Genomic DNA, 25,624 nt, shown 5'->3' on the forward strand with positions numbered 1-25,624 from the left:
CCATGCATACTGCGCGTGTGAAAAATACCGACGACTTATTCCAGCTGCTGCAGTCTGGGCCGGCTGTGCTGGTCAGTGTGGAGTCTACCCAAGGCTCGGTGCCGCGTGGCCCGGGCACCTGGATGGCCGTGCAGGGCGACCAGCTGGTGGGCACGATTGGCGGCGGCAACCTGGAGTTCCAGGCGATTGCCGAGGCACAGGCCCGGCTGGGCGGCCGCATCGGGGCGGATGTGCTGCGCTACCCGCTGGGCCCCAGCTTGGGGCAGTGCTGCGGCGGCGTGGTGCATCTGCGCTTTGAGATCGTCACCCAGGCCGATGGCGAGCGGCTGCGCAGCCGCCTGGCCACCCCGTACACGCCGGTGGCCTTGTTCGGTGGCGGCCATGTAGGCCATGCGCTGGCCCAGGTGCTGGCGCGCCTGCCGTTCGCACTGGCCTGGATCGACAGCCGCGACGGCATCTTCCCCGCCGAGCTGCCTGGCAATGTGGTCTGCGAGCATTCCGACCCGGTGCACCAGGCAGTGCACGACCTGCAGCCCGGCAGCCGGGTGCTGGTGATGAGCTTCAGCCATGCGGAAGACCTGGACATCGTGGCCGCCTGCCTGCAACGCCAGCGCAGCCAGGCCGATCTGCCCTTCATCGGCCTGATCGGCAGCCGCACCAAATGGGCGAGCTTTCGCCAGCGGCTGCTGGCCCGCGGCTTCCTGGAAGCCGAGCTGGCCCAGGTGACCTGCCCGATCGGCGTGCCCGGCATTGCGGGCAAGGAGCCGGAGGTGATTGCGGTTGCGGTTGCGGCACAGTTGTTGCAAAGCATTACTCCATAGAATCACGGGTTCAGGTCGCAGCGGCGCAAGGCTTTTTCTCCCAGCTTTTGTTCGTGGCCTTATTTCTGCCCACAGTGCCCGCAGTGGTGGACAGAGAAACCAGCAGCGCCTCCGTGCGCTGCCAAGGGTGAGTGACATATGGAAAGCTACTACCTCGACTGGGCCAACCTGCTGCTGCGCTGGGTCCATGTCATTACCGCGATTGCCTGGATAGGCTCGTCGTTCTACTTCGTCTTTCTGGACAGCAGCCTGACGCCGCCGGTCGATGAAGACCTCAAGAAGCAGGGTGTCAGCGGTGAACTCTGGGCCGTGCATGGCGGCGGCTTCTACCACCCGGTGAAGTTCGCCGGCGCGCCGCCGCAGCTGCCCAAGCACCTGCACTGGTTCTATTGGGAAAGTTACTCCACCTGGCTGACCGGCTTCTCGCTGTTCACCGTGTCCTACCTGTGGAACGCCAGCACCTATCTGATCGACAAGTCGCTGATGAACTGGTCGCCCGGCGCAGCGATTGGCGTGGCGCTGTCGTTTCTGGTGGTGTTCTGGATGCTGTACGACGGCATCTGCCAGCTGTTCGGCAAGCGCAAGCACGGCGATGCGATTGTGGGCGCGCTGGTAGCGGTGCTGGTGTGCTTGGCGTCCTGGCTGGCTTGCCACTGGTTTGCCGGACGCGCGGCTTTTCTGCTGGTCGGCGCCATGGTCGCCACCAGCATGAGCGCCAATGTGTTCTTCTGGATCATCCCGGGCCAGCGCACCGTGGTGGCGGCCATCAAGGCCGGCCAGCCGGTCGACCCTATCCACGGCCAGCGTGGCAAGCAGCGCAGCGTGCACAACACCTATTTCACCCTGCCGGTGCTGTTTGCCATGCTGAGCAACCACTACAGCTTCACCTACACCCATCCGCAGAACTGGCTGGTGCTGGTGCTGATGATGCTGGCCGGCGCGGCGATCCGCCAGTTCTTCGTGCTGCGCCACGGCTACCTGCTGGGCCGCAACCGGCACCCGGTTGGCTATGCGCTGGCCGGGCTGGCGGTGATCGTCGGCGTGATCGTCTGGATGCAGCCCGCACCCCAGTCTGCTACTAATTCAGTAGCTGCTGGTGCAGGTGGAATAAGCGCTAAAGCCGTTATTTCTTATGAAAAGCTGCAGCCGGTGCTGGCCCAGCGCTGCTATATGTGCCACGGCGAGCAGGTGCAGATGAAGAACGTGCGCCTGGATTCGCCGGCCGCCGTGCAGCAGCATGCGCAGGCGGTGTACCAGCAGGTGGTGGTGACGCGCGTGATGCCGATGAACAACGCCACCGGCATCACCGATGCCGAGCGCGCGCTGGTCAAGCAGTGGTTCGAGGGCGGCGCACCGGTGCAGTAAGCCTGGCGGCTAGACCGCTGTGGTGGTTTCCGTTGCCGGCGTGAAGTGCAGATGCATCAGCTGCCAGCCCTGCGTGTTCTGGCGCCAGAGTTCGCTGAAGAACACCTTGCTGTGCTCGGTGTCGTCGATCCAGGTGTGGCTCAGGCCCGAGACCACCGAAAAATCGCCATGGTTGTGCAGCGACAGCTGGGCATCCTGCTTGTAGGCGCTGTCGGGAAACCACAGATCGGCCTCTACCGCACGCGAGATGCCGTGCAGCTGTTCCCATTTGGACTGCACACCGTTGGCATGCACCACGCAGAACGAGTCGGCTTCGACCTCTGCCATGAATTCGGTGTCGCCGGCAAAAAATGCCGCATACCAGTCTTCGCGGGTGCTGAGTAAATCTAGATTTTTCATAGGGCTATAGGGGGATTTTGTCTCGGGGGGCGTTGCGTGCCAGGTTTGCCCCAGGAGGGGCTGACCAGACGCGAGCAGCGCTGTGGCGCAAGGCCCAGCATGCGCCGATTATCACGTGGCCCCAGGGCTGCCCGTTGTTTAAGCAGGCTGCGCATAAATTGGTGTCGTGCATACACTAATCGTGGCAAACGTTGCGGAGCTGGACCGCCGCTGCTGGAAGACCGGCGACCAAACTGCGATGGCGAAGCACCCTGCCACAGGGCTGTCCGCCGGCCTGGTGCACACCTTCTAAGCCGCGGGCCGCGGCCGGCTCTCCCTGTCCATTTATAGGAAAACAGACTGCGGCGCCCGTTACTACTGCTGTAGCAGCTATGAATATGGGAGCGAGCTATTAGGGCGACAGACATAGGAGAACAGGGCGGCGGTGGGCTGCGAAAAGGGCATTTACCGACTCTGCCAGCAGCCAACTTGCCTGCCCTGCTACCATTCTTGTATGTTAATGAAAACCCCTGAAGCTATGAATTCCGATGCGCCGGCCGATGTCCGCGATGGAGAGGGCACCCCCGTCTCCGTCAAGATCCGCGAGCGGCTGCAGGCAGCCCGCAAGCGTTTTTTCGCCAATGACAACATTGCCGAATTCATCCAGCCAGGTGAGTTGGATGCCTTGCTGGACGAAGTCACGGTGAAGATGCAGGGCGTGCTGAGCAGCATGGTCATCGACACCGAGCGCGACCACAACACCGAAAATACCGCACGCCGCGTGGCCAAGATGTACCTGAAAGAGGTGTTCAAGGGCCGCTACGTCACGGCGCCGACCATCACCGAATTCCCCAACGCCGAGCATCTGAACGAGCTGATGATCGTCGGCCCGATCACCGTGCGCAGCGCCTGCTCGCACCACCTGTGCCCGGTCATCGGCAACATCTGGATTGGCGTCTTGCCCAACGAGCACACCAACGTCATAGGTCTGTCCAAATACGCGCGCCTGGCCGAATGGATCATGGGCCGCCCGCAAATCCAGGAAGAAGCCGTAGTGCAGCTGGCCGACCTGATCATGGAAAAAACCCAGCCCGACGGACTGGCCATCGTCATGGAAGCCAGCCACTACTGCATGGGCTGGCGCGGCGTAAAGGACATGGACAGCAAGATGATCAACTCGGTGATGCGCGGGGCTTTCCTGAAAGACCCGAACCTGCGCCGCGAATTTTTGTCCCTCATCCCCAGAAAGGGCTAACGCCATGCTTGTACGCCTGCTCTACGCCAGCCGCGCGCTGGACACCAGCCCCGCTGCCATCGAAGCCATCCTCGCGCAGTCGCGCCAATACAACCCGACCTGCGGCATCACTGGCATTCTTTGCTACGGCGGCGGCATTTTCTTGCAAGCCATCGAAGGCGGGCGCATGCCGGTGAATGAGCTGTACGGCCATATCCAGCGCGATGTACGGCACAAGGATGTGGCCTTGCTGCATTTTGAAGAAATCTCCGAGCGCCGCTTTGGCGGCTGGACCATGGGCCAGGTGAACATCCTGAAGCTGAACCAGTCGATCCTGCTGAAGTACGCCGAAAAGCCCGAGCTCGACCCGTACTCGGTATCCGGCAAGGTCTCGCTGGCGCTGCTCGAAGAGCTGATGGCCACCGCATCCATTGTGGGCCGGGTTTAACGCACCGGCATCTCTCCATCCAACCCGCAAGCCGTCGCCGACTTGCGGGTTTTTCACTTTTTGCATGTCTGCTTTTGCCCTGTGCCTGGTGTTGCTTGCGGGTCTGATCCATGCGAGCTGGAATATCGCGGCCAAGAAGGCCGGCGGGGACGCACGGTTCGCGGTGTTCTGCGGCCTGGTATCCCTGCTGGTGTGGGCGCCGGTGGGCATTTGGCTGGGAATTGACGAAGTACCGCGCTGGGGGCTGGCCCAATGGGCCATGCTGGGGCTCAGTGCCTGCGTGCATTCCCTGTACTTTGTGGTGCTGCTGCGCGGTTACCGCAAGGCCGACCTGACGGTGGTGTACCCGCTGGCGCGCGGCCTCGGCCCGTTGCTGTCGTCACTGGTGGCGGTGCTGTTGCTGGGCGAGCGCCTGTCTTTATGGGGCGCGCTGGGGCTGCTGGGCGTGGTGCTGGGGGTGTTTTTGATCGCCGGTGGGCCCGGCCTGTTCCGCGCGCCGCGCGACCCCGCCAGTGCCGCGCGCCTGCGCGCCGGCCTGGTGTACGGTGGCCTGACGGGTGCGTGCATCGCCTGCTATACGGTGGCCGATGGTTATTCGGTCAAGGTGCTGCTGATTTCGCCGATCATGTTCGACTACGCGAGCAATGTCGTCCGCATGGGGCTGATGGGGCCGACGGTGCTGCGCAATCTGCCCGAGGCCGCGGTGCTGTGGAAGCGGCAATGGCGCTATGCGCTGATCGTCGGTGTGCTGAGCCCGGTGTCCTATGTGCTGGTGCTGTATGCGGTGCAGACCGCGCCTTTGTCGCATGTGGCGCCGGCGCGGGAGGTGTCGATGCTGTTTGCGGCCCTGCTGGGCGGCCATTTGCTGGGCGAGGGCCAGCGCGGCAGCCGCCTGCTGGGGGCGGGGTGCATTGCTGTCGGCGTGGTGGCGCTGGCCTTGGGCTAAGGTATGGCGGCGGTAGAGCTTCTGGGTTGCGATTTTTCCAGCAGTCCCAGCCCGCGCAAACACATCGTGCTGGCCTGGGGCGTGGTCGCCGATGGCATTGTGGTTTTACACGAGCTGCAACGCCTGCACTCCCTGCAGGCGTTCGCCGCCGTGCTGGCCCAGCCGCGTAGCTGGGTGGGGGCTTTTGATCTGCCGTTCGGTTTGCCACGCAGCCTGGTCGAAACCCTGGGCTGGCCGCAAGACTGGCGTGCCTGTATCCGCCATATGGCGGCGCTGGACCGGCGCCAGATCCGCGACCAGTTCGCGGCTTTCTGCGCTGCCCGGCCGGTGGGCCAGAAGTTTGCCCACCGCGCCTGTGACCATCTGGCGGGCTCCAGCCCGTCTATGAAATGGGTGAATCCCCCAGTGGCCTACATGCTGCACGCCGGTGTGCCGCTGCTGTTGGACGCCGGAGTGGACTTCCCCGGCCTGCACCTTGGCGACAGCCAGCGGGTGGCTTTGGAGGGTTATCCAGGCCTGCTGGCACGCGAAGTGCTGGATGGTTGGCAAGCAGGAGTCCGGGGTACCGGGCGGCGCAGCTATAAAAGCGATGACAAGGCCAAACAGACGCCGCAACGCGCGCAGGCCCGCCATGATTTGGTGCAGGCCTTGGAGGCCGGGCAGGGCCCGCACGGCGTTGTGCGCTTGGGTTTGCGGCTGCAATTGAACGCGGCCCAACGGCAGGCTTTGGTGGCCGACGCCAGCGGCGATGTCTTGGATGCCGTGCTGTGCATGTTGCAGGCGGGCTGGGCGGCGCAGCAGCATGCGGCCGGTGTGCCCCGTTATGGCTTGCCGCAGGACATGGATCCGCTGGAGGGCTGGATTATTTCCGTCTGAAACTGGTCTATCTGGGCGCGCACAAGGTGGGTGGCTCACGGTATAGTTGTTAACGATTCTTTACACGCAAGGCTGATGTTGTCTCTTCTGTATACGACGATGCATTCTTCGCTCCGCCAAGCTTGCTGCGCCATTGTTTTGGCCGCTTTCAGTACGCTGGGCTGGGCTGCAGACGATCGACCAGACTGCTCACGTCCCCTGACTTTGGCTTTGCATGTGCATGGCGTGCTGTATTCGGCCGACTCCGACGCGGGCATCGACAAGGATTTTGCCGATGCACTGGCCCAGCGCAGTGGCTGCACCCTGCAAGTCAGCGTGCTGCCGCGGGCGCGCATCTGGCAGTTGATCGAATCGGGCGCGCTGGACTTCAGCCTGTCGGGTATCACCACCGAGGAGCGGGACAAGTTCGCTGCCTTCGCCTGGTACTTTTCCAACAAGTACTATTTGCTGGTGCACAAGAGCGCCAATGTACAAAAGCTGGCCGATTTCGAGAACCAGCCGGCATTGAAACTGGGGGTGATCCGCAGTTTCCGCTATGGCAGCAGCGCCAACCGCATGGTGGACCGCTTGGTGGAGGCTGGCCGGGTCAGTTACGCCTCGGGCCTGGAGCCCCTGTACCAGGTGCTGGCACTGGGGCGCATCCAGGCCATGGTGATCGAACCCTTCGATATTGGCGACGTGCAGACCAGCAGCATCAAGGACAACACCCGCATCCTCGAATTCAACGACCCCCCCGTGCCGCACGGTCTGATCATGTCGAAGAAGTCCATCACACCCGCCGAGCAGCAAAAATGGGGTGCTGTCGTGCAGTCGCTGCGCGATGACGGCACGGTGCTGCGGATTTTTCAAAAGTACTTTCCGCCCGCGTTGGCCCGAGACATGGTGGTTTTCTAGGATGGTGGTTTGATTTTGAAATATCCGGACAAATGGCTGAAGCACCTGTGCGGCGCCGCGCTGGTGTTTTTGCTGTCCCTGGGTACCACGTATTGGCTGTGGCACTATGAATCGCGCAACGCCGTGATTGACCAACGGTCCCGCGACGACGCCAATGTGCAGGCCTTTGCCGAGCGGGTCGAGCAGCGCATGCGGGCCCAGGAGCAGGTGCTGCGGGGTGTGCAAGGCCTGTTTGCCGCCGCGCAGCCCGTGGGGCGCGAGGCTTTTACCCGTTACGTGGATGCCCTGCAGCTGGGGGCCGATGTGGCGGGCCTGGAGGGGCTGGGGTGGGCGCCTCTGATGGACGGGGCAGAGCGCGCCAACCATGTGGTGGATATGCACGCCCTGGGTTACCGGGGCTATGACATCAGGCCGGACGGCGAGCGTAAGTTCATGGCGCCACTGGTGCAGCTGGAGCCTGCCATTGCGTTTGATGTGCGCACCCTGGGATATGACTTTTGGGCCGATCCCACGCGCCGTGCCGCCATGGAGCGGGCACGCGATTCAGGCCGTGCCGCCATCACCGGCAAGCTGACGCAGTTGGTGGAAACGGGGGCCCGTCCCCAGGCGAGTTTCGTGATGTTTGTGCCCATCTACCACCACGATGCCCCTACCGACACCTTGGAGGCCCGGCGTGCCAATCTGCTGGGCTGGGTGGTCGCGCCATGCCGCATGGATGTATGGATGGCCGGTTTGCCCGACCATGCGGGCAACGCCGTAGCGGTGCGCATTTTTGACGGGATTGAGCTCAGCGGCAGCTCGCTGATGTTTGACTCGAATCCGCCGCCGAACGGCGGGGAGCAGCCGGCCGCTGGCACGCTGGAATACATCCAGGTGGCCGGGCAGACCTGGACGCTGGCGGTGGTGCCGCAGGTGACCGAGGGCGGGCCACGCATCCGCAACAACGCGCAGATCATTGCCCGCAACGGTGTGGTATTGAGCGTATTGCTGGCCTTGCTGACCTGGGTGCTGATCACCGACCGGGCCCGCACCATGGTAGTGGCGACGCACATGACGGCCGAGCTGCGCGAAACCAAGGAGCACTTCGAGCTGATCTTCGACAGCAGCCCCGACGGCATGGTGATCACCCAGCAAGCCGACGGCCTGATCATCGACATCAACAAGGGCTTTACCGCCATGACCGGCTACGAGCGCAGCGATGTCGTCAGCCGCTCGATTGGTGCCTTGCCCATCTGGAAGACGCCCGAGGACCGCCGGCGCTACCGCAACGAGCTGGCCGAGCACCAGTTTTGTGAGAACCTGGAGGTGGCGCTGGTCAGCAAGGCCGGCCAGAACATCGTCGGCATCTTGTCGGCCCAGCCGGCCACCTTCAAGGGCGTAGCCTGCTTTGTCGGGGTGATACGCGACATCACCGGCCGCAAAGCGATTGAAGACCGCATGGCGCATATGGCCCAGCATGACACTCTGACGGGTTTGCCGAACCGGGCCTTGTTTGACGACCGGCTCAAACAGGCGATTTCCCAGGCCAACCGTAACCGGGGGCACCTGGCCTTGCTGTATGTAGACCTGGACCATTTCAAGCCCGTCAACGACACGCTAGGCCATGCCGCCGGCGATGTCTTGCTGAAGGCCGTGGCCCAGCGCATGCACGACTGCGTGCGGGCCTCGGACACCGTGGCCCGCATCGGTGGCGATGAATTTGTGGTGCTGTTGCCCACGGTGCAGGATGCGGCCGATGCCCTGTCCGTGGCCGAAAAAATCCGCGTCGCACTCAACCAGAGTTTTCTGGTGGCGCCGGGCCAGATGGCCTATATCTCGTCGAGCACCGGGGTTGCCATCTACCCCGAGCATGGCCTGGATGAAATCCAGCTGGCCAAGAACGCCGACAGCGCGATGTACCGCTCCAAGCAGCACGGGCGCGACCAGGTAACGCTGTTCGGCGCCGAAGACCCCGTCGAGGCCGACGCTTAGGCTGGATTCTTAGGTTCTGGCGCCGCTGGATTCGGCGGGCGAGATCACGGTTTCGTCGAGCTTGCGGGCCAGCTCGGACACTGCCAGGGCCGCGGGGCAGCCAGGGGTGTTGACCATCAGCAACTGGCGGCGCATTACGGCTTCGCGCACCGAGGTGTCGGCCGGAATGTCACCCACATGGATCAAGCGTATCGAGCGGCCGGTGCCATTGGTGACAAAGCGGTCCAGCACCTGCTGCAGTTGCGTGGTGATGGCCCGACCATCGCCCGGGCGCGCCGTCTGGTTGATCACCATCCGCACATGCTGGCGCTTTTGCTGGGTGGCCAGCACCTTGATGGCCGCATAGGCGTCCGTCAACGAGGTGGGTTCGGGGGTGGCCACCACCAGCACCTCGGAAGCCAGCGAGACCGCAAACAACACGACGTCGGAAATGCCTGCGCCGGTGTCGAGCAGCAGCACGTCGAAGCGCGGCACCAGGCTGCGGATCACCTGCAGGAACTCGTCGCGCACCTCGGGAGTCAGGCGGGAATACTCGACCATGCCCGAGCCTGCCAACAGTACCGAGAAGCCGCCGGGGGCTTTCACAATGGCTTCATCCAGGGTGGCTTTGCCGGTAAATACATCGTGCAGCGTGATCTTCGGGTGCAGGTTCAGCACCACGTCCAGATTGGCCAGGCCCAGGTCGGCGTCCAGCACCAGCACCCGGCGTCCGCGCTTGGCCAGCGCCGCGGCCAGATTGGCCGAGACAAAGGTCTTACCCACGCCGCCCTTGCCGCTGGTCACGGCCAATACTTTTGCACCGAGCACGGAGCTGGCGATAGGGGAATTCAGAATGTTGCTCATCACGGCTTACCTTTGTGCAGCACTGTCAGCGACAGTACCGGACGTCATATCAATCCAGGCCGGCTCTGTGGCAGACAAGTGACCAAACAACAAATTTTTCTCTTCGGCGCTGACATTGCTTTCGGGTTGGACCTCGAGACAAAGGCGATTCCGCCCGGTGGTTTTCGCCTGGTACAGCTGCTGGTCCGCACGGTCGGTCCACAGCTCGGTGGTAGAGCGTATCCATTGCAGGGCAAAAGCACCACCGATACTGATGGTGACGTGCAGGTCCACGCTGGGCGAGATGCTGATGGGTGTGTTCTCTATGGTACGGCGAATCCGCTCGGCCACTGCTTCGCCAAAAGCCGGTTGGCAGGCTGGCAGCACCACCACAAATTCTTCGCCGCCATAGCGCGCCAGCGTGTCCATGGGCCGCACGCAGCCTTGCAGGGTTCTGGCAACCACCCGCAGCACTTCATCGCCGGCCGAGTGGCCGTGGGTGTCGTTGACGCTTTTGAAGTGGTCGATGTCGATCAGCAGCAGCAAGGCTGCTTCGCCTGAGCGGGCCACGCGGTCCACCTCGGCTTCGAGCACGGTATTGAAGTGGCGGCGGTTGGATAAGCCGGTCAGCGGGTCTTTGAGGGACAGCTCGCACAGTCCATCGATCATCTCCTGCAGATACGCCAGCGGGTCGGCTGCATCCGCCAAGGTATCGCCCTTTTGAAGCAACGCGCAAGCGGAATCCAGGCGCAAGTCGCTCAAATGGATGGTGGTGGAGGTTGCCGGTGAGGACACAAAGTTACCAGGGAATGTGGCTGAAAGTTTAACAGTAACTCTGTGGGCAAGAACACTGCATACACTGTTTCTGCGCTGGGTTGGGTGGGTGTTGGGTTCGTTAACAACGAAGCGGCCAGGCGGCGTCAAATCGTGAAGTCCTCGTGGGTCGGCTGCAATGCCAGCAAGGCCTCATGGTCGGTACGGTGCAGGCGCAGCAAACCTTGGGGCGCGGTGGCAGCCGGCAGTTCGCCGGCCCGGCGCAGTACGCTTTCCACTGGCAGCTTCATGCCGCTGAGGTGCAGGGTGGTGCCGCGCTGCGCCAGCATATGGCGCAGCTTGCCGAAGGTCTCTACGCCGGTGGCGTCGATCCGGTTGATCGGCTGGGCAAACAGGCAGATCTGGCGCACCTCGGGATGCAGGGCCAGGTGTTCCATGATGGCCCGCTCCAGGCTGCTGGCCGAGGCAAAGTCGAGCTCGGCGTCCATGCGCAAAGCGTACAGGTCGGGTGCCAGCAGCGGCAGGTTCCACAGGTGCCGGTCCCGCAGGCTGCCGTCGGGGTGCAGGCCGATCTCGATGATGCGCGGGTGCAGCCGGTGGTACAGAAAGTGCGACAAGCCCATCAACAAACCGGCGAGTACGCCCCAGTACAGCCGCGGTGCGGTCGCCAGCGTCAGCACAAAAGTAGTGGCGCAGGTGATGGCCTCCACCGGGGCTGCGCGCCAGATGCGGCGCAGCTCGGCGGGTTGCACCAGGCTGGATACCGCGGCCACCACCACCGCTGCCAGCACGGCCTGCGGCAAGTGGTACAGCGCCGGCGTCAGCCACAGCAAGACCAGCAGCACCAGTAGCACCGAGAAGATGGTCGCCCAGCCGGTTTTGGCCCCGGCGTACAGATTGATAGCCGAGCGCGAAAACGACGAACTGGTCGGGAAGGCGCCGCACAGGCCGGATGCGATCTTGGCCAACCCCTGGCCGATCAGGTCCTGGTTTTCGTTCCAGCGGGTGCCGCCGCGCTGGTTGTCCACCTTGGCGCTGGAAGCGGTTTCCAGAAAGCTGATCAGCGTCAGCACCATGGCCGGCAGGGCCAGGTCGCCAAACTGCGACCAGGACAGCGCCGCCGGCAGCTGCACTGCCGGCAGGCCGGCGGGCAGGGTACCGACGACGGCGCCACCGGCCCGGGCAAAACCCAGCACCTCGCTGAGCAGCGCACAGGCCACCACCAGGGCCATCAGCACCGGGAAGCGCGGGAACCAGCGCTTGCCCAGCGCCAGCACCAGCAGCGCACCCAGGCCGAAGGCCATGGCCTGCGCGTTGATATGCGGCTGCTGCAGCAAGCTGCCGAGAGAACCATCCAGGCCGATCAAGGCCGGCAACTGGGACAGCAGGATCAGAATCGCCGCCGCCTGGGTGAAGCCGGTGAGCACGGGGGCGCTGACCAGGTTCATCAGCCAGCCGAAGCGGCCCAGCCCCAGCACGATCTGCAGCAGGCCCGACAGCAAGGCCAGCCAGACCGCTAGGGTCACCCACTGTGCGCTGCCCGGCTCGGCCATGCCCAGCAGCGCACTGCCGACCAGCAATGCGCTGAGTGCCGTGGGGCCGACCGACAGCCGGGTGGATGAGCTCCACAGCACTGCCACCAGCGCGGGCAGCATGGAGGCGTAAATGCCGGTCACCAGCGGCATGCCGGCCAGGGCTGCATAGGCCACGCCTTGGGGAATCACCATCATGCCGACCGTCAGTCCGGCCCAGAGCTCGCCTACCAGGGTGCTGCGGTCTGGCCGCGGCCAGGCGAGAAATGGGAACCAGCGTTGCAGTCGGGCTCTGCGGTTCATGGCGCGCAGAATGCAGAAGTTACAAGAGTTTTAGGCATCTGGCGCAGGTATGGATTGCGTGGGTAGCTATGAAAATAGGAGTAGATGGCTAGGCCCCATGGAATGTACCGCAGACGCTGCAGCCCGGGTCGCGCGGAATCCGGATCTCGTTCCAAGCCATGCTGCGCGCATCCAGCATCTGCAGCCGCCCGGCCAGCGAAGTGCCGGCGCCGCTCAGCAGCTTGATGGCCTCGGCGGCCTGCATGGCGCCGATGATGCCGACCAGCGGCGCCAGCACGCCCATGACGGCGCAGCGGGTTTCTTCAAAATCGGCATCCGGTGGAAACACGCAGGCGTAGCAGGGCGAATCGGCCGTGCGCGGGTCGAACACGCTGATCTGCCCGTCCATGCGGATGGCCGCGCCCGACACCAGCGGCTTGCGGTGCTGCACGCAGGCGGCGTTGATCGCATGCCGGGTGGCGAAGTTGTCGCAGCAGTCCAGCACCACATCGGCCTGGGCGACCAGGCGGTGGAGCAGGGTGGCGTCGGCCCGGGCGTTGAGGGCCTGGACTTGCACCTCGGGGTTGATGGCCGCCATGGCGCTGCGTGCCGAGTCCACCTTGGGCTGGCCGACCCGCTCCATGCTGTGGGCGATTTGCCGCTGCAGATTGGTCAGGTCGACCGTGTCGTGGTCCACCAGGGTGATCTGGCCCACGCCCGCGGTCGCCAGGTACAGGGCGACGGGGGAGCCCAGGCCGCCGGCGCCGATGACCAGCGCATGCCCCGCCAGCAGCCGCTCCTGGCCTTCGATGCCGATATCGTCCAGCAGGATGTGGCGGGAGTAGCGCAGCAATTGGTCGTCGTTCATCGTGTGATTGTGATGGGCCATGTGAAAAGCCCCGCAGAGCGGGGCTTTGGGGTGCGGGTGTCGCCGGTCGGCGTACCAGCCTAGTTCTCTTTCTTCTCTTCCTTGCGCTCGGTCATGGTCTTGCTGACCAGAACTGGCTGGCCTTTGAGCTGTTTAATGGCCTGCAGCAGCTGGAAGTCCTTGTCGCTGCCGAATTCGGGGTTTGGCTTGCGTTCGGGCGCGGGCTTCAGGGCTTCTGCTTCGAGCTTTTTACGCGCTTCTTCGCGGGCTTTCTCGCGCGCCTCGTCTTTCTTCTCTTCACCCTGGCCGCTGTTCAGGTGCTTTTCCAGGTCGGCTTCGCGCATGCGCAGGGCCGCAAACGGGCTGCCGTCTTCGGTATCGTCGACCATCACGTCGGGCACGATGCCCTTGGCCTGGATCGATTTGCCGCTGGGCGTGTAGTAGCGTGCGGTGGTCAGCTTCAGGCCGGTATCCGGGCCGAGCGGGCGCACGGTTTGCACCGAGCCCTTGCCAAAGGTCTGGCTACCCATGATGGTGCCGCGCTTGTAATCCTGCAGTGCGCCGGCCACGATTTCGCTGGCCGAGGCCGAGCCTTCGTTCACCAGCACCACCAGTGGCACCTTCTTCAAAGCCGCCGGCAACTGGGCCAGCGGATCGGAGCCGCGGCGCTGGTAGAACTCGGGCGAGGCCTTGTAGGTGAACTTGCTGTCGGCCAGCTGGCCGTTGGTGGACACCACGGTCACGTTTTCCGGCAGGAAGGCGGCGGAGACGGCGACGGCTGCGTCCAGCAGGCCACCCGGGTCGTTGCGCAGGTCGAGTACCAGGCCTTTCAGCTTGGGCTCTTGCTTGTAGATGTCTTCGATCTTGCGGGCGAAGTCTTCCACCGTGCGGTCCTGGAACTGGCTCAGGCGGACCCAGGCATAGCCGGGCTCGACCACCTTGCCGCGCACCGACTGGGTACGGATTTCTTCGCGGGTGATGGTGACCGGGAAGCTGCGGTTCTCGTCCTTGCGGAAGATGGTCAGGTTGACCTTGGTATTCGGTTCGCCGCGCATTTTCTTCACGGCGTCGTTCAGTGCCAGGCCTTTGACCGCGGTATCGTCGATCTTGGTGATCAGGTCGTTGGGTTTGAGGCCGGCGCGGAAGGCGGGCGAGCCTTCGATGGGCGAAACCACCTTGACCAAGCCGTCTTCCTGGGTGATTTCTATGCCTACGCCGACAAACCGGCCGGTCGTGCCTTCGCGGAATTCCTTGAAGGACTTCTTGTCAAAGTACTGGGAATGCGGGTCCAGGCTGGCCACCATGCCGGCAATCGCGTCGCTGATGAGCTTTTTCTCGTCCACCGGTTCGACATAGTCGGTCTTGACCATGCCAAACACGGCCGCAAGCTGCTGCAGTTCCTCCAGCGGCAAGGGCGCCATCGCACCGCGTGCGACGGTTTGCAGGGAAACCGTTGTCAAGGCCCCGGCAATGGCACCGGCGGCAATCCAACCGGTAATTTTGAGTTTCTGGCCCATAAGCATCTTTCAAGTCACTGTCACAGCACACCTGCCATTCCCAAATCCCGGAATTTACGCGCCTGGGCTTGGGAATGGCAGGTGTTCTTATCAATATACACGTTGATATCCATTCGGGTGGATACGTTCCGTGTAAACCTTTTTGAAGCTTATTTCTTTTGGCCCTGGGCAGCCACGGCTGCAGCTGCCTTGGCAGCGGCTTCGGCGTCGCCCAGGTAGTAGTGGCGGATCGGTTGCAGGTCGGCGTCCAGCTCATATACCAGCGGGATACCGTTGGGGATGTTCAGGCCCACGATGTCGTCGTCGGAGATATTGTCCAGGTACTTGACCAGCGCGCGGATCGAGTTGCCATGGGCTGCCAGCACCACGCGCTTGCCGGCCTTGATGGCCGGTGCCATGGCTTCGTTCCAGAACGGCAGCACCCGGGCGACGGTGTCTTTCAGGCATTCGGTCAGCGGAATCTGCTCGGGCGACTGCTTGGCGTAGCGGATGTCGCCGCGCTCGCTGCGCGGGTCGGTGGCTTCCAGCGCGGGCGGCGGCGTGTCGTAGCTGCGGCGCCAGACCAGCACCTGGTCGTCACCGTACTGCTTGGCGGTTTCGGCCTTGTTCAGACCTTGCAGCGCGCCGTAATGGCGTTCGTTCAGGCGCCAGCTGTGCACCACGGGCAGCCAGGTGCGGTCCATCTGGTCCAGGCAGTGCCACAGGGTGTGGGTGGCGCGCTTGAGCACGCTGGTGTAGGCCACGTCGAACTCGTAGCCATCGGCCTTCAGCAGGCGGCCGGATTGCTTGGCCTGTTCGATACCGGTGTCGGTCAAGGGCACGTCGGTCCAGCCGGTGAAGCGGTTTTCAAGATTCCAGGTGGATTCGCCGTGGCGGATCAGAACGAGTTTGTACATGGCGCAGAGGGGCAGAGTGGATAAATAGAGGCCAAAAATGCAGCCTCCAACAGGCTGGCAACTTGCCATTCTAAAATCTACCGCTTCGGGACAGTCCCGGGTAACCCATAAATAAAGGTGCAAAGTGAAGTTTTTACTGGACAACTGGATGTTGATAGCGGTGGCGGTGTCCTCTGGCGGGATGTTGCTCTGGCCCCTGCTGGTGGGCGGCGCCAATGCCGGAGCCCTGAGCCCGAACGGCGCGGTGCAGCGCATCAACCGTGAGAAAGCCGTGGTGGTGGACGTGAGCGAGGTCGAGGAATTTGCCGCCGGCCACGTGGGCGGCGCCAAGAATGTTCCTTTGGGCCAGCTGGAAGACAAGCTTGCAGCCACCGTGAAGAACAAATCCCTGCCTTTGATCCTGGTCTGCGCCAGCGGTGCGCGGGCGAAACGCGCCTTGGCCATCGCCAAGAAGCTGGGCTACGAAAAAGCCGAAGTGCTGGGTGGCGGCCTGAAGGCCTGGAAAGAAGCCAATCTGCCGGTTGAAAAAGCCTGAGCCAGCCTAACCTGAAGATCTGATTCCCCGTTTTATCCGCTGAAAGTAGCTGTCCATGCAAGCCGTCAAGATGTACACCACCGCCGTTTGCCCGTATTGCATCCGGGCCAAGCAAATCCTCAAGAGCAAGGGCGTCGAGCTGATCGACGAGATCCGCGTCGACCAGCAGCCCGAGGCCCGCATGGCCATGATGGAGATGACCGGCCGCCGCACCGTGCCGCAAATCTTCATCGGCGACACCCATGTCGGTGGCTGCGACGACCTGGTGGCGCTGGACGGCCGGGGTGGCTTGCTGCCGCTTTTGAACGCGGCCTGAACGGTCTTGCCGATCGGCAATAATCCGTCTGCTTTTTTAGCCCGCCGAGCTGTTTCGGCGGGCTTTGTTTTTGATCCGAATTGAAAGAATTCCATGTCCGACCAACAAGATCCCGTCTTCCAAATCCAACGTGTCTACCTGAAAGAGGCTTCGCTGGAGCAACCCAATTCCCCCAGCATCCTGCTCGACCCGGCCCAGCCCAGCGTGGAAATCCAGCTCGGTGTGGAAGCCAACCCTGTGGCCGAAGGCATTTTCGAAGTGGCTGTGACGGCCACCGTGCAGACCAAGATCGGCGACAAAACCGTGTTCCTGGTCGAAGCCAAGCAAGCTGGCATTTTTGAAATCCGCAATATGTCGGAAGAGCAGATGGGCCCGATCATCGGCATCGCCTGCCCGCAAATCGTCTACCCCTACCTGCGCAGCAACGTGGCCGACATCGTCCAGCGCGCCGGCTTCCCGCAAGTGCACCTGGCCGAAATCAACTTCCAGGCGATGTACGAGCAGCAGCAAGCCAACGCGGCCGCAGCGGCTGCCGAAGCGCCTACCGCCACCCTGCAATAAGCCGGCATGCGCGCGCCGGGCCTGCCATGAAGATCGCTGTACTGGGCGCGGGCGCCTGGGGCACTGCGCTGGCCATCAGCGCCTGCCAGAACCCCCTGGCCCGCCATACGGTGACGCTTTGGGCCCGCAGCGCCGAGCAGGCCGCGGCCATGCAGGCCCAGCGCTGCAACCAGCGCTACCTGCCGGACATTCCCCTGCCCGCCGAACTGCTGCTGCGCGCCGATGCGCCAGCAGACCTGGGCGAGCTGGTGGCCGGGCAGGACCTGGTGATCATCGGCACCCCCATGTCCGGCCTGCGCCAGATGCTGCGCGACACCGCCGCCTGCACCGCGCCGGTGGCCTGGTTGTGCAAGGGCTTCGAACCTCCAGATTCCATGCCTTATGGGCTGCTGGCGCACGAAATACGTGCGCAGCTAGCTACTGAATTAATAGCAAACGAAGCCGCCGGCTACGGCGTGCTCAGCGGCCCCAGCTTTGCCCAGGAAGTGGCGCGCGGCCAGCCCACCGCCCTGGTGGCGGCCAGTGCCCGCGCCGAGGTGCGCGACGCGCTGGTGGCGGCTTTCCATAGCCCGTCCCTGCGGGTCTATGCGAGCGACGACGTGGCCGGGGTCGAGGTCGGCGGCGCGGTGAAGAACGTGCTGGCCATCGCCACTGGCTTGTGCGACGGCCTGCACCTGGGCCTGAACGCCCGGGCGGCCCTGGTGACCCGCGGCCTGGCCGAGATGACGCGCCTGGGCCTGGCCCTGGGCGCCCGGGCCGAGACCTTCATGGGCTTGTCGGGCCTGGGCGATCTGGTGCTGACGGCTACCGGCGACCTGAGCCGGAACCGCCAGGTTGGCCTGTTGCTGGCCCAGGGCCAGACTTTGCAGCAGGCCGTGTCTTCCTTGGGCCATGTAGCCGAGGGCGTGTACAGCGCCCGCACGGTGGCGCAGCGCGCCGACAGCCTGGGCGTCGACATGCCCATCACCCACAGCGTGGTGGCTTTGCTGGACGGACGCATCCGCCCGGCTGACGCGGTTGCGTCTCTGATGGGGCGGGGCCCGGTGCCCGAGCTGACGTAAGGTTTTGTGTCTGTTGTGTAAGGCAAAGTCTTACACGGGGCGGTAAAAAACTGACCTTCTGTATGGTGCTCCCCCGACTTAATTTTTGATTGGTGGGTATTCACAATCCATTTCAACGGATCGGGAAAAAGCACATTGCGATAAGCGCGATGCAGCCCGAACCGGGTAAGACCCAAAGGACATCACCATGAACAGCGAACAGATCATTGCCGAAATCCGCGAGGCCAATCTGACGTACCTCATGCTGGCGCAAAGCCTGATCCGGCAAGACAAGGCCGAAGCTCTGTTCCGCCTGGGCATCAACGAAGAAGCTGCCGACATCCTGGGTGCGCTGTCGGCCGCGCAGATCCTCAAGCTGGCCTCCGGCAATATGCTGCTGTGCCACTTCCGCGTCGAAGACAGCCTGGTCTGGAGCCTGCTGACCAACCATGACATCAAGAAGGTGGGCAACCCCGCCACCAACACCTTGCACGCCAACATCCTGATGGCTGGCCGCGTGGCCGAAGTCCTGTAAGGAGCCGCCGCCATGATGCCCACCACCGCAGCCGTTGACAAAGCCCCTGCCAAGGCCCCCAAGAGCGTCTTGCAAGACTCCCAGCAGATCGAACGCGCCGCTGCGCTGATCCGCATGGGCGCCCGCATGCAGGTGCTGGAATCGGAAACCGATCTGTCCTACGAGCGCCTGCTGCGCCTGTACAAAGAGGTGTCGGGCAAATCACCCAGTAAGGGCCAGCTGCCGTTCTCCACCGACTGGTTTTTGTCCTGGCAAGAGAACATCCATTCCTCGCTGTTCCTGAACATCTACGAATACCTGTCCAAGAGCATGGACATGGACTCGATCGACATCCTGACCAAGGCCTACCGCCTGTACAGCGAGCAGATCGTGGCCGCCGAGGTGGACCCGCTGCTGTCCTTCACCCGCGCCTGGCGCCTGGTCAAGTTTGTCGATGCCAACATGCTCAACATGACCCAGTGCAGCGGTTGCGGCGGCAAGTTCGTCACCGAGCTGTACGAGAACCCCCGCCAATACGTGTGCGGCCTGTGCAGCCCACCGGCACGTGCCGGCAAGTGCAAGGGCGAACGCACCCTGATGCTGCACTAAGCAGCTCATTAAGCCTGTAGCTGGCGCAGGCTGGCGACCGTTTTCAAGCAGGCTTGGGCCACTTCAGCGCCCTTGTGCACAAAGTGCTGGCTGAAGAACTGCTGGTGCTCGTCGCTGCTGTGGAAGTGGTGCGGCGTCAGCACGGCAGAAAACACCGGCACACCGGTTTCCAGCTGCACCGTCATCAGCCCCTGGATCACCGCATTGGCGACGAACTCGTGGCGGTAGATGCCGCCGTCCACCACCAGGGCGCTGGCCACGATGGCGTCGAACTGGCCGGACTGGGCCAGTTTCTTGGCGTGCAGCGGAATCTCAAAAGCCCCGGGCAATTCAAAGATCTGGATCGCATCGCGCGGAATGCCGTGGCGCGCCACCTCGCTCAAAAAGCCGTCGCGGGCCTGGTTGACGATGTCGGCATGCCAGCTGGCTTGCACAAAGGCGATACGGATGGGGGCGGAGAGTTGGATAGTCGTAGTCATAGGGTGTCAAAACAAAAAAGTTTCCAACCCAGGACGCACGCGCACCCGCGCAGCCACCGCCGCGCACGGCGAAGGGCTGCAAGGGACGCGTTCTCTTGCATCCGGACTATCACCGTCGGCTCCGGAATCGCACCGGAATCTGCTGACCCTGCGGATGCTTGCCATCTGCAGGCGCTCGCGGGCTAAACATTGCTGTTACTACCGCCGGTGGGGAATTGCACCCCGCCCTGAGAACGCTTGGCGCACCTGTGGGTGCGCACCCGGCTAGTGTAAGTGCAGACGGATATCCCTTTTTCGCAGCTGCTTATATGAAAAACGAGGCTTGGGCGCAGCCAGCACCTGCGCCAACAGCTATCAAAACAGGAGCGGCTAGTCGGCGCAGCTGACGCGGTTGCGGCCGGCGTGCTTGGACAGGTAGAGCCCGGCGTCGGCCCGGGCCAGCAGGCTGTCCAGCGAGTCGTCGGGCCGCAGGCTGCTGATGCCGAAGCTGGCCGTTACCGATACCGCCTCGCCGCGCACGCTGGCCATAGGCATGGTTTCCAGCGCGGTGCGTAGGCGTTCGGCCAGTGCCAGCGCTTCTGCGCCATCGGTTTCGGGCATCAGCACGCTGAATTCTTCGCCGCCCAGCCGGCCCATCACGTCCTGCTGGCGCACCAGCAGCCGGCAGGTACGGGTCAGCATGCGCAGCACTTCGTCGCCCATGGCGTGGCCAAAGCGGTCGTTGATCTGCTTGAAGTGGTCCACGTCCAGCATCACCATGGCCAGCGGCCGCCCGTGGCGCCGGGCCCGGGCCAGCTCGGTCTCGGCACGCTCCATGAAGTGGCTGCGGCTGGCCATGCCGGTCAGGCTGTCGGTGCTGGCCAACTGGCGTAGCGCAGTCTCTATGGATTTGCGCTCGGTGATGTCGATGACGGTGGCCAGCGCGCAGGGCTGGCCATCGTAAATGATGGGCACCATGGAGATCAGCGCCCAGATGGTCCGCCCATCGCCGACCACCAGGCACATTTCGTAGTCGCGCAGCACACCTTCGCGGCGGTACTGTTCCATCATGCGGTCGCGGTCTTCGGGTGTGCGGTACATGCTGCGCGGGTCGCGCCCCAGCAGGGCGGCAGCCGACATGCCGGCCAGCTCGGCAGCGCGCTCGTTGGCGTAGACGAAGACGTTGTCGGCGATGCGCGTCACCGTCATCGGCAGCGGCGCGTTCTGCAGAATCGCCAGGGTCCGGGCCTCGCTCTCGCGCAGCTCGCGGGTGCGGTCGGCCACGCGCTGTTCCAGGGTGTCGGCCAGGCTGCGCAGCTCGGCCACCAGGCGGGCGTTGTCGATGGCGTTCACCACATTACCCGACAGCAACTCCAGGAACAAGATGCGCTCGGGCGAAAACGCGCCGCTGACCGCCAGGTTCTCCAGGTATAGCGCGCCCACCACCCGGCCTTGGCGCACCAGCGGCATGCACAGCACCGAGCGGCCCGCGCGCTCGCCGAAGTAGGGCAGGCGCCGCCAGGCCGGGTCGAGTGCGGCGTCGTGCACCAGCACCGGGGCCGCGGTGCTGAGCACGGTGCGCAGGATTTCCAGCGGTAGCCGGCTGCCGGCCTCTTCCAGCGGCAGGCATTCCAGCACCCGTGGGCCGTTGGCGCCGCCGCTGTCGGCCTGCAGCACCCACAGGCCGTGGTCGCGCAGCACGATGGCCGCGCGGCTGGCGCCGGCGCTTTCGCGCAGCACATGCAGCAGGCGGGCCAGCAGCATGTCCAGTGCGATCTCGCCGGTGACAGCCTGCACGTTCTTCATCAGGCTGGCCAGGTCCAGCGAGCTGTCGGGCACCGCCAGCAGGGTGTCGCTGGCCAGGGGTGGCAAGGGAGTGGACGGGCTGGCAGGCTGTTCGGCCGCCCGGTCGATTTTGTCCATGCTGTCCACCAAGGCGCGGCCGCCCCAGCGCAGGAAGATGGTGCGGGCTTCGGCCCGTTCCGCGGCCGCGGCTGCCGAGCCGGGCGCGCTGTAGGCCAGAGCCTGGCTGCGCTGCCAGTGCACCAGGCCAAGCAGCAGCAGGTTGCCGGTGTGCTGTGCCGCCACTTGGGCGTGGTCCAGCTCGGCCAGCACATCGGCCGGGCCGTTGTCTTGCAGCAGCAGGCCGGCCAGCAGCATGCGGGCGCGCAGCAGATGGCGCAGCGGCCGCACATCGGCGCAGGTCTGGGCCCAGAGGTTCAGGCGCTCGAGGGCGGCGTTGCAGCGCTCGCTCGCCGTACCGTCCTGGCGGCTGCAGGCCAGCGCGGCCATGGCGGTAAAGAATACGCAGAACGGCACCATCACCATGCCGCGGCCGGCGGGGAACAATTGCTGCGCGGCGTCGCCCGCCACCACCGCGGCCTCGGGCTGGCCGGCCAGGGTGTGCAGCATGCAGCGCCAGGCGTGCAGGAACATGGCGCCGGTCTGGTCGGCGCGGGCGGTATAGGTCTGGGCCAGCTGCTGGGCGGAGAACTGTGCATGTTCCAGCGGCGCATCGGCAAAGCGGGGTTGGCGCAAAGCCCGGACGGTTTCGCGCAGCGCGCCCAGGTAGTCGTGGGCCACCGGCTGGCGGATGCGGCGCAGCGTGGCGGCATGGTGTTCCAGCGATGCCTCCAGCTCGGCCAGCGGCGTGCTGGCCAGGAAGGCGTGGTAGTCGTGCACATACAGGCCGAGTCCGGCATGGCGCAGGCTGCCGGTTTCCAGCCCGTCGTGGTGCACCTGCATCAGCGCCGGCAGGCCGCTGGAGATGCCTTCAATCCAGTGCCGCAAAAAGGCGTTGAACGAGAAGCCCGCATGCGCATGCACATGGCGCCAGCTGTGCCGCTCCAGCAGGTCCATGGACATGCGGCCAAGCTGGTAGCCAAAGCGGTAGTCGCGCAGAAATTCGGCCACCATCAGGCCCATCACCGAATAGGCCGACAGAGCTGCCGGCGCATGGCCGCGGGTCACCATCAACCGCACCTGCAGCACGGTCAGCAGCGGCAGCAGCGCGGGCCGGGCGATGTAGGCGGCGGCCGTCATCTTGGCGATGACGTTCACCTGCTGCAGGCACAGCGGGTCGGTCATGGCGGGCTGGGCGGCCAGGGCGGAAAAACCCAGGGCTACGATCTCGTCGCGGGTGGCGGCCACCAGCTGCATGGCCTCGGCCGGCGTGGCAGCGGCCGGCGGCGCCGTGCCCAGCAGGCGCAGCACGGCCAGGCCCAGCTCCAGGGTTTCGTCCAGCTGGCCGGATGCGTAGAAGGATTCGATGCGCACGTCCAGCAGCCGGGCGCGGGCCGCGGGCTCGGCCACATGCGGCAGGGCTGCCTCGATGAAGCCGTCCATGGCTGCGCTGTCGCCCTTGAGCGCGGCCATGCGCGCGGCGTGTACATGCAGGTCCAGCGCGGCCTCGGGCTGGACCTGCCAGTGGGCCTCGCCGTACAGGGCAATCGCCTGGGTGGCATAGCCGGCGGCCAGATCGAAGGAAGCTGCGTCGCTGGCCAGCCGGCTGGCCCGGGCATTGAAGCCGGCCAGCTGAACGCGCTCTTCGGCGTCCAGCATCAAGGCCTGGCCCTGGTTCAGGTGGTTCACCACCGCGAAATCCGGGTTGCCGCGCGCGCTGCCATCGCGCAGCAGCCGGCCTATGCGCAGATGCAGGGCTGGGCGCTGCGCGGGCGTGGCCAGCAGGTAGGCGGCTTCCTGCACCCGGTCGTGCACGAACGCGAATTCAACCCGCAGGCCCTGGCTCTCTACCGCGTCCAGCATGGCAATCCATTTGTAGCGCGCGTCTTGCGGCACCAGCAAGCCGGCTTCGAGCGCCGGGCCCAGCGCCTGCAGCACGGCGGCGTCGGGGCGCTCGCAGGCCACGCCCAGGGCGGACAGCGCAAACCGGCTGCCCAGGCAGGCTGCGGTGGTGAGCACCGTGCCGGTATCGGCCGGCAGGCGGCGCAGCTGCTCCAGCATCAGCGCCACCACGTTGTCGGCAATCCGCTCGCTGTGGATGCGTTCTTCGGACCAGCACCAGCGCGGCTGGCTGCGGTCCAGCCAAATCAGCTGGCGCCGGTGCAGGTCTTCCAGGAAGCGGCCGAGAAAGAAGGGATTGCCGCCGGTTTTTTCAACGCACAGCTGGGCCAGAGTTTGTACCTCGGCCAGCGGTTGCTGCAAGCTGTCGGCCAGCAGCTGGGCTACGGCGTCGGGCTGCAGCGCGCCCACGCTGAGCGCCAGGCAGCGGCCGCCGGTATCGGCCAGCGCGGCCAGGTCCTGGGCCAGCGGGTGTTCGGGCGGCACCTCGCCGGCGCGGTAGGCGCCGATCAGCAGCAGGTGCTGCAGGCCGTCGTCCAGTGCTAGCTCGCGCAGCAGGCGGCGTGAGACGCGGTCGGCCCATTGCAGGTCGTCGATGAATACCACCAGGGGTGTATTGGCACTGGCCAGCGCCGCAAAGCACAGCTGCATGCTGCGCAAAAAACGGTTCTCGGACTCGGTAGGACCCAGCGCCGCTACCGGCGGCAGCGCGTCTCCGAGCAGCATGCCCAGCTCGGGCAGGGCGGCCTGGGCAATCGCCGCATTCGGGCCCAGCCGCTGCAGCAGAGCCTCGCGCCAGACGGCCTGCTCGGCCGGTGGCAAGGCCAGCACCTGGCGCGCGCGCTGCTCCAGGGCTTGCAAAAAGGCCGCGCAGGGCGTGTGCTGGCCGAACTGGTTGAACTTGCCGCTGACCATCTGGCCGCGGTGGCCGAGCAGGCTGCGCTGCACCTCGTGGACCAGCGCGGTCTTGCCGATGCCGGAGACCCCGGCGATGGTGATGGTGCGCGCCGTGCCGCGGGCGGCCGACTCGAATACCTCGACCATGCGGCGGATGTCGTCGGCCCGGCCGTAGAGCCGGCCGGACACCTGGAAGCGTTCGGACAGATCGCCCTGGGCCAGTGCCAGGCCGGCCAGCGCCTCGGGCTGCTGCAGCTGTTGCAGGATCTGCTGCAGGTCGCGCCGCAGCACATGGTGGTTCTGGTAGCGGGCCTCGGGCTCTTTGGCCAGCAGGCGCGCCAGCAGTGCGGCCAGCACCGGCGGAGCGTCGGGGCGCAGCGGCAGCAGCGGCGGCGGGGCGATGGCCAGGTGGGCGTGCACCGCCTCCACCGGATCGCTGGGGTTGCCGAACGGCGGGCGGCCGGTCAGCATCTCGAACAGGGTGGCGCCCAGCGCGTAGAAGTCGGCCCGGTAGTCCAGGTCGTGGTTCATGCGGCCGGTTTGCTCGGGCGCCATATAGGCCAGCGTGCCTTCGAGCTCGCGCAGGCTGGTGGCCTGGGGCCGTTCGACCGACATGTCGGCGGCAATCCCGAAGTCGATCAGCTTGACCGTGCCGCCAGCCAGCTGGGCGATGATGTTGCCGGGCGCGATGTCTTTGTGCAGGATGCCCTGGGCGTGGATGGCCTCTAGCGCATCGACCACCGCGATGCTGGTGCGCAGCGCGTCGGCCAGCGGCAGCGGCCCGTTGCGCAGCAGGGCGCGCACCGATGCGGCGCCGTCGTCGGGCATGGCCAGGAACAGCACGCCGCCGTGGCTGTCCAGGGTTTCGGCGCTGACGATGTTCGCATGCCGGACCCGGCGCGACAGCTCGTATTCGCGCCGAAACCGGGCCACGTCGCCCGGGCCGAGGCGGGCCCGGCGCAGGAACTTGACCACCATGGGTACACCGGCGTGCAGGCAGCGCACCACCACCGAGCGCCGGCCCTGGTACACCAGCTCCAGCACCGTGTAGGCGCCAAAACTGCCGCCGGGTATGGCAAATGCGGGGGGCGGCCCCATGTCTTCTTGGGCGCCCGCCGTGGTGGCATCGAGCAGGGAATGGATGTGCAGGCGCGGCGCAGTCATTGGCCGACATGATAGAGGTTTGCGCCGACAAGCCTGTTAAATGGGGCTGCCAAGTTTCAAGGAAAATACGCCTCTAGCGCATATTCTGCCTGCACAAGAAGCTAT

General features: G+C 64.8%; 23 protein-coding genes and 1 riboswitch. Of the genes, 14 read left to right on the plus strand and 9 right to left on the minus strand.

Annotation, left to right across the window (positions count from 1 at the left end; all coding sequences use genetic code 11):
• The first annotated feature begins 2 nt into the window (after positions 1-2).
• Together xdhC and J2X19_RS11675 are read left to right on the plus strand one after the other, a co-directional pair.
• Positions 3-821: a xanthine dehydrogenase accessory protein XdhC gene (gene xdhC, locus J2X19_RS11670; RefSeq protein WP_310373270.1), complete on the plus strand. Its 819-nt coding sequence runs from the start codon at positions 3-5 to the stop codon at positions 819-821.
• 138 nt (positions 822-959) lie between these two features.
• Positions 960-2,186, plus strand: coding sequence for a urate hydroxylase PuuD (locus J2X19_RS11675; RefSeq protein ID WP_310373271.1), 1,227 nt, complete (start codon positions 960-962; stop codon positions 2,184-2,186).
• A 9-nt stretch (positions 2,187-2,195) separates the two neighbouring features.
• Here J2X19_RS11675 and J2X19_RS11680 read toward each other — a convergent pair whose 3' ends face one another.
• The gene (locus J2X19_RS11680) at positions 2,196-2,585 is read right to left on the minus strand and encodes a nuclear transport factor 2 family protein (protein WP_310373272.1); all 390 of its coding nucleotides are present in this window, start codon (positions 2,583-2,585) and stop codon (positions 2,196-2,198) included.
• Between the two features lie 499 nt (positions 2,586-3,084).
• Here J2X19_RS11680 and folE point away from each other — a divergent pair, with 499 nt between their 5' ends.
• From folE to J2X19_RS11710, 6 genes are all read left to right on the plus strand, one after another.
• Entirely contained in the window at positions 3,085-3,819 is a 735-nt protein-coding gene (gene folE / locus J2X19_RS11685) for a GTP cyclohydrolase I (protein ID WP_116603666.1), read from the plus strand.
• Between the two features lie 4 nt (positions 3,820-3,823).
• Positions 3,824-4,246, plus strand: a complete 423-nt coding sequence (locus J2X19_RS11690; RefSeq protein ID WP_092756104.1) for a BLUF domain-containing protein — start codon at positions 3,824-3,826, stop codon at positions 4,244-4,246.
• A gap of 64 nt (positions 4,247-4,310) precedes the next feature.
• Positions 4,311-5,192 carry an EamA family transporter gene (locus J2X19_RS11695; RefSeq protein ID WP_116603665.1) on the plus strand — a complete coding sequence of 294 codons (882 nt, stop codon included), beginning with the start codon at positions 4,311-4,313 and terminating at the stop codon, positions 5,190-5,192.
• A gap of 3 nt (positions 5,193-5,195) precedes the next feature.
• Positions 5,196-6,068 (plus strand): DUF429 domain-containing protein, encoded by an 873-nt coding sequence (locus tag J2X19_RS11700; RefSeq protein ID WP_310373273.1) that lies wholly within the window; start codon positions 5,196-5,198, stop codon positions 6,066-6,068.
• Positions 6,069-6,167: 99 nt separating this feature from the next.
• Positions 6,168-6,962, plus strand: coding sequence for a substrate-binding periplasmic protein (locus tag J2X19_RS11705; RefSeq protein ID WP_310373274.1), 795 nt, complete (start codon positions 6,168-6,170; stop codon positions 6,960-6,962).
• A 9-nt stretch (positions 6,963-6,971) separates the two neighbouring features.
• Positions 6,972-8,933: a sensor domain-containing diguanylate cyclase gene (locus tag J2X19_RS11710; RefSeq protein WP_310373275.1), complete on the plus strand. Its 1,962-nt coding sequence runs from the start codon at positions 6,972-6,974 to the stop codon at positions 8,931-8,933.
• A 9-nt stretch (positions 8,934-8,942) separates the two neighbouring features.
• Here the strand turns inward: J2X19_RS11710 and J2X19_RS11715 are convergent, their stop codons facing one another.
• From J2X19_RS11715 to gpmA, 6 genes are all read right to left on the minus strand, one after another.
• Positions 8,943-9,776 (minus strand): MinD/ParA family protein, encoded by an 834-nt coding sequence (locus J2X19_RS11715; protein ID WP_116603661.1) that lies wholly within the window; start codon positions 9,774-9,776, stop codon positions 8,943-8,945.
• 6 nt (positions 9,777-9,782) lie between these two features.
• Entirely contained in the window at positions 9,783-10,550 is a 768-nt protein-coding gene (locus tag J2X19_RS11720) for a GGDEF domain-containing protein (RefSeq protein ID WP_116603660.1), read from the minus strand.
• Positions 10,551-10,675: 125 nt separating this feature from the next.
• Positions 10,676-12,364 carry a SulP family inorganic anion transporter gene (locus J2X19_RS11725; RefSeq protein ID WP_116603659.1) on the minus strand — a complete coding sequence of 563 codons (1,689 nt, stop codon included), beginning with the start codon at positions 12,362-12,364 and terminating at the stop codon, positions 10,676-10,678.
• An 88-nt stretch (positions 12,365-12,452) separates the two neighbouring features.
• Positions 12,453-13,211, minus strand: a complete 759-nt coding sequence (locus J2X19_RS11730) for a HesA/MoeB/ThiF family protein (RefSeq protein ID WP_310373276.1) — start codon at positions 13,209-13,211, stop codon at positions 12,453-12,455.
• Positions 13,212-13,291: 80 nt separating this feature from the next.
• A complete protein-coding gene (locus J2X19_RS11735) occupies positions 13,292-14,728 on the minus strand; it encodes a S41 family peptidase (RefSeq protein WP_116603657.1) in 1,437 nt (478 codons plus the stop codon).
• A gap of 149 nt (positions 14,729-14,877) precedes the next feature.
• Positions 14,878-15,624 carry a 2,3-diphosphoglycerate-dependent phosphoglycerate mutase gene (gene gpmA, locus J2X19_RS11740; RefSeq protein ID WP_116603656.1) on the minus strand — a complete coding sequence of 249 codons (747 nt, stop codon included), beginning with the start codon at positions 15,622-15,624 and terminating at the stop codon, positions 14,878-14,880.
• A gap of 124 nt (positions 15,625-15,748) precedes the next feature.
• Between gpmA and J2X19_RS11745 the strand changes: the two genes are divergently transcribed.
• The 6 genes from J2X19_RS11745 to flhC all read left to right on the plus strand — a co-directional run bounded on the left by J2X19_RS11745 (position 15,749) and on the right by flhC (position 19,199).
• Positions 15,749-16,159: a rhodanese-like domain-containing protein gene (locus J2X19_RS11745; protein WP_092756083.1), complete on the plus strand. Its 411-nt coding sequence runs from the start codon at positions 15,749-15,751 to the stop codon at positions 16,157-16,159.
• Between the two features lie 55 nt (positions 16,160-16,214).
• Positions 16,215-16,475 carry a glutaredoxin 3 gene (gene grxC, locus J2X19_RS11750; RefSeq protein ID WP_092756081.1) on the plus strand — a complete coding sequence of 87 codons (261 nt, stop codon included), beginning with the start codon at positions 16,215-16,217 and terminating at the stop codon, positions 16,473-16,475.
• A 93-nt stretch (positions 16,476-16,568) separates the two neighbouring features.
• Positions 16,569-17,036 carry a protein-export chaperone SecB gene (secB, locus tag J2X19_RS11755; protein ID WP_310373277.1) on the plus strand — a complete coding sequence of 156 codons (468 nt, stop codon included), beginning with the start codon at positions 16,569-16,571 and terminating at the stop codon, positions 17,034-17,036.
• Positions 17,037-17,062: 26 nt separating this feature from the next.
• A complete protein-coding gene (locus J2X19_RS11760) occupies positions 17,063-18,097 on the plus strand; it encodes an NAD(P)H-dependent glycerol-3-phosphate dehydrogenase (protein ID WP_310373278.1) in 1,035 nt (344 codons plus the stop codon).
• A 187-nt stretch (positions 18,098-18,284) separates the two neighbouring features.
• The gene (gene flhD / locus J2X19_RS11765) at positions 18,285-18,611 is read left to right on the plus strand and encodes a flagellar transcriptional regulator FlhD (protein WP_092756075.1); all 327 of its coding nucleotides are present in this window, start codon (positions 18,285-18,287) and stop codon (positions 18,609-18,611) included.
• Between the two features lie 15 nt (positions 18,612-18,626).
• The gene (flhC, locus tag J2X19_RS11770; protein ID WP_116604244.1) at positions 18,627-19,199 is read left to right on the plus strand and encodes a flagellar transcriptional regulator FlhC; all 573 of its coding nucleotides are present in this window, start codon (positions 18,627-18,629) and stop codon (positions 19,197-19,199) included.
• 8 nt (positions 19,200-19,207) lie between these two features.
• On the opposite strand, the gene J2X19_RS11775 is transcribed toward flhC, so the two are convergent.
• Positions 19,208-19,678: a 6,7-dimethyl-8-ribityllumazine synthase gene (locus tag J2X19_RS11775; RefSeq protein ID WP_310373279.1), complete on the minus strand. Its 471-nt coding sequence runs from the start codon at positions 19,676-19,678 to the stop codon at positions 19,208-19,210.
• Between the two features lie 85 nt (positions 19,679-19,763).
• Positions 19,764-19,917, minus strand: a riboswitch (FMN riboswitch).
• 130 nt (positions 19,918-20,047) lie between these two features.
• Positions 20,048-25,519 carry a diguanylate cyclase gene (locus tag J2X19_RS11780; protein WP_310373280.1) on the minus strand — a complete coding sequence of 1,824 codons (5,472 nt, stop codon included), beginning with the start codon at positions 25,517-25,519 and terminating at the stop codon, positions 20,048-20,050.
• Between the last annotated feature and the right edge of the window lie 105 nt (positions 25,520-25,624).

This window comes from Rhodoferax ferrireducens, from assembly GCF_031458075.1.
GTDB classification, from domain to species: domain Bacteria; phylum Pseudomonadota; class Gammaproteobacteria; order Burkholderiales; family Burkholderiaceae_C; genus Rhodoferax_B; species Rhodoferax_B ferrireducens_A.

What these genes read in the sequence shown, in the direction of transcription:
- xdhC (WP_310373270.1), top strand. Translation starts at nt 3, where the DNA reads ATGCATACTGCGCGTGTGAAAAATACCGACGACTTATTCCAGCTGCTG.
- J2X19_RS11675 (WP_310373271.1), top strand. Translation starts at nt 960, where the DNA reads ATGGAAAGCTACTACCTCGACTGGGCCAACCTGCTGCTGCGCTGGGTC.
- J2X19_RS11680 (WP_310373272.1), bottom strand. Translation starts at nt 2,585, where the DNA reads ATGAAAAATCTAGATTTACTCAGCACCCGCGAAGACTGGTATGCGGCA.
- folE (WP_116603666.1), top strand. Translation starts at nt 3,085, where the DNA reads ATGAAAACCCCTGAAGCTATGAATTCCGATGCGCCGGCCGATGTCCGC.
- J2X19_RS11690 (WP_092756104.1), top strand. Translation starts at nt 3,824, where the DNA reads ATGCTTGTACGCCTGCTCTACGCCAGCCGCGCGCTGGACACCAGCCCC.
- J2X19_RS11695 (WP_116603665.1), top strand. Translation starts at nt 4,311, where the DNA reads ATGTCTGCTTTTGCCCTGTGCCTGGTGTTGCTTGCGGGTCTGATCCAT.
- J2X19_RS11700 (WP_310373273.1), top strand. Translation starts at nt 5,196, where the DNA reads ATGGCGGCGGTAGAGCTTCTGGGTTGCGATTTTTCCAGCAGTCCCAGC.
- J2X19_RS11705 (WP_310373274.1), top strand. Translation starts at nt 6,168, where the DNA reads ATGCATTCTTCGCTCCGCCAAGCTTGCTGCGCCATTGTTTTGGCCGCT.
- J2X19_RS11715 (WP_116603661.1), bottom strand. Translation starts at nt 9,776, where the DNA reads ATGAGCAACATTCTGAATTCCCCTATCGCCAGCTCCGTGCTCGGTGCA.
- J2X19_RS11725 (WP_116603659.1), bottom strand. Translation starts at nt 12,364, where the DNA reads ATGAACCGCAGAGCCCGACTGCAACGCTGGTTCCCATTTCTCGCCTGG.
- J2X19_RS11730 (WP_310373276.1), bottom strand. Translation starts at nt 13,211, where the DNA reads ATGAACGACGACCAATTGCTGCGCTACTCCCGCCACATCCTGCTGGAC.
- J2X19_RS11735 (WP_116603657.1), bottom strand. Translation starts at nt 14,728, where the DNA reads ATGGGCCAGAAACTCAAAATTACCGGTTGGATTGCCGCCGGTGCCATT.
- gpmA (WP_116603656.1), bottom strand. Translation starts at nt 15,624, where the DNA reads ATGTACAAACTCGTTCTGATCCGCCACGGCGAATCCACCTGGAATCTT.
- grxC (WP_092756081.1), top strand. Translation starts at nt 16,215, where the DNA reads ATGCAAGCCGTCAAGATGTACACCACCGCCGTTTGCCCGTATTGCATC.
- secB (WP_310373277.1), top strand. Translation starts at nt 16,569, where the DNA reads ATGTCCGACCAACAAGATCCCGTCTTCCAAATCCAACGTGTCTACCTG.
- J2X19_RS11760 (WP_310373278.1), top strand. Translation starts at nt 17,063, where the DNA reads ATGAAGATCGCTGTACTGGGCGCGGGCGCCTGGGGCACTGCGCTGGCC.
- flhD (WP_092756075.1), top strand. Translation starts at nt 18,285, where the DNA reads ATGAACAGCGAACAGATCATTGCCGAAATCCGCGAGGCCAATCTGACG.
- flhC (WP_116604244.1), top strand. Translation starts at nt 18,627, where the DNA reads ATGCCCACCACCGCAGCCGTTGACAAAGCCCCTGCCAAGGCCCCCAAG.
- J2X19_RS11775 (WP_310373279.1), bottom strand. Translation starts at nt 19,678, where the DNA reads ATGACTACGACTATCCAACTCTCCGCCCCCATCCGTATCGCCTTTGTG.
- J2X19_RS11780 (WP_310373280.1), bottom strand. Translation starts at nt 25,519, where the DNA reads ATGACTGCGCCGCGCCTGCACATCCATTCCCTGCTCGATGCCACCACG.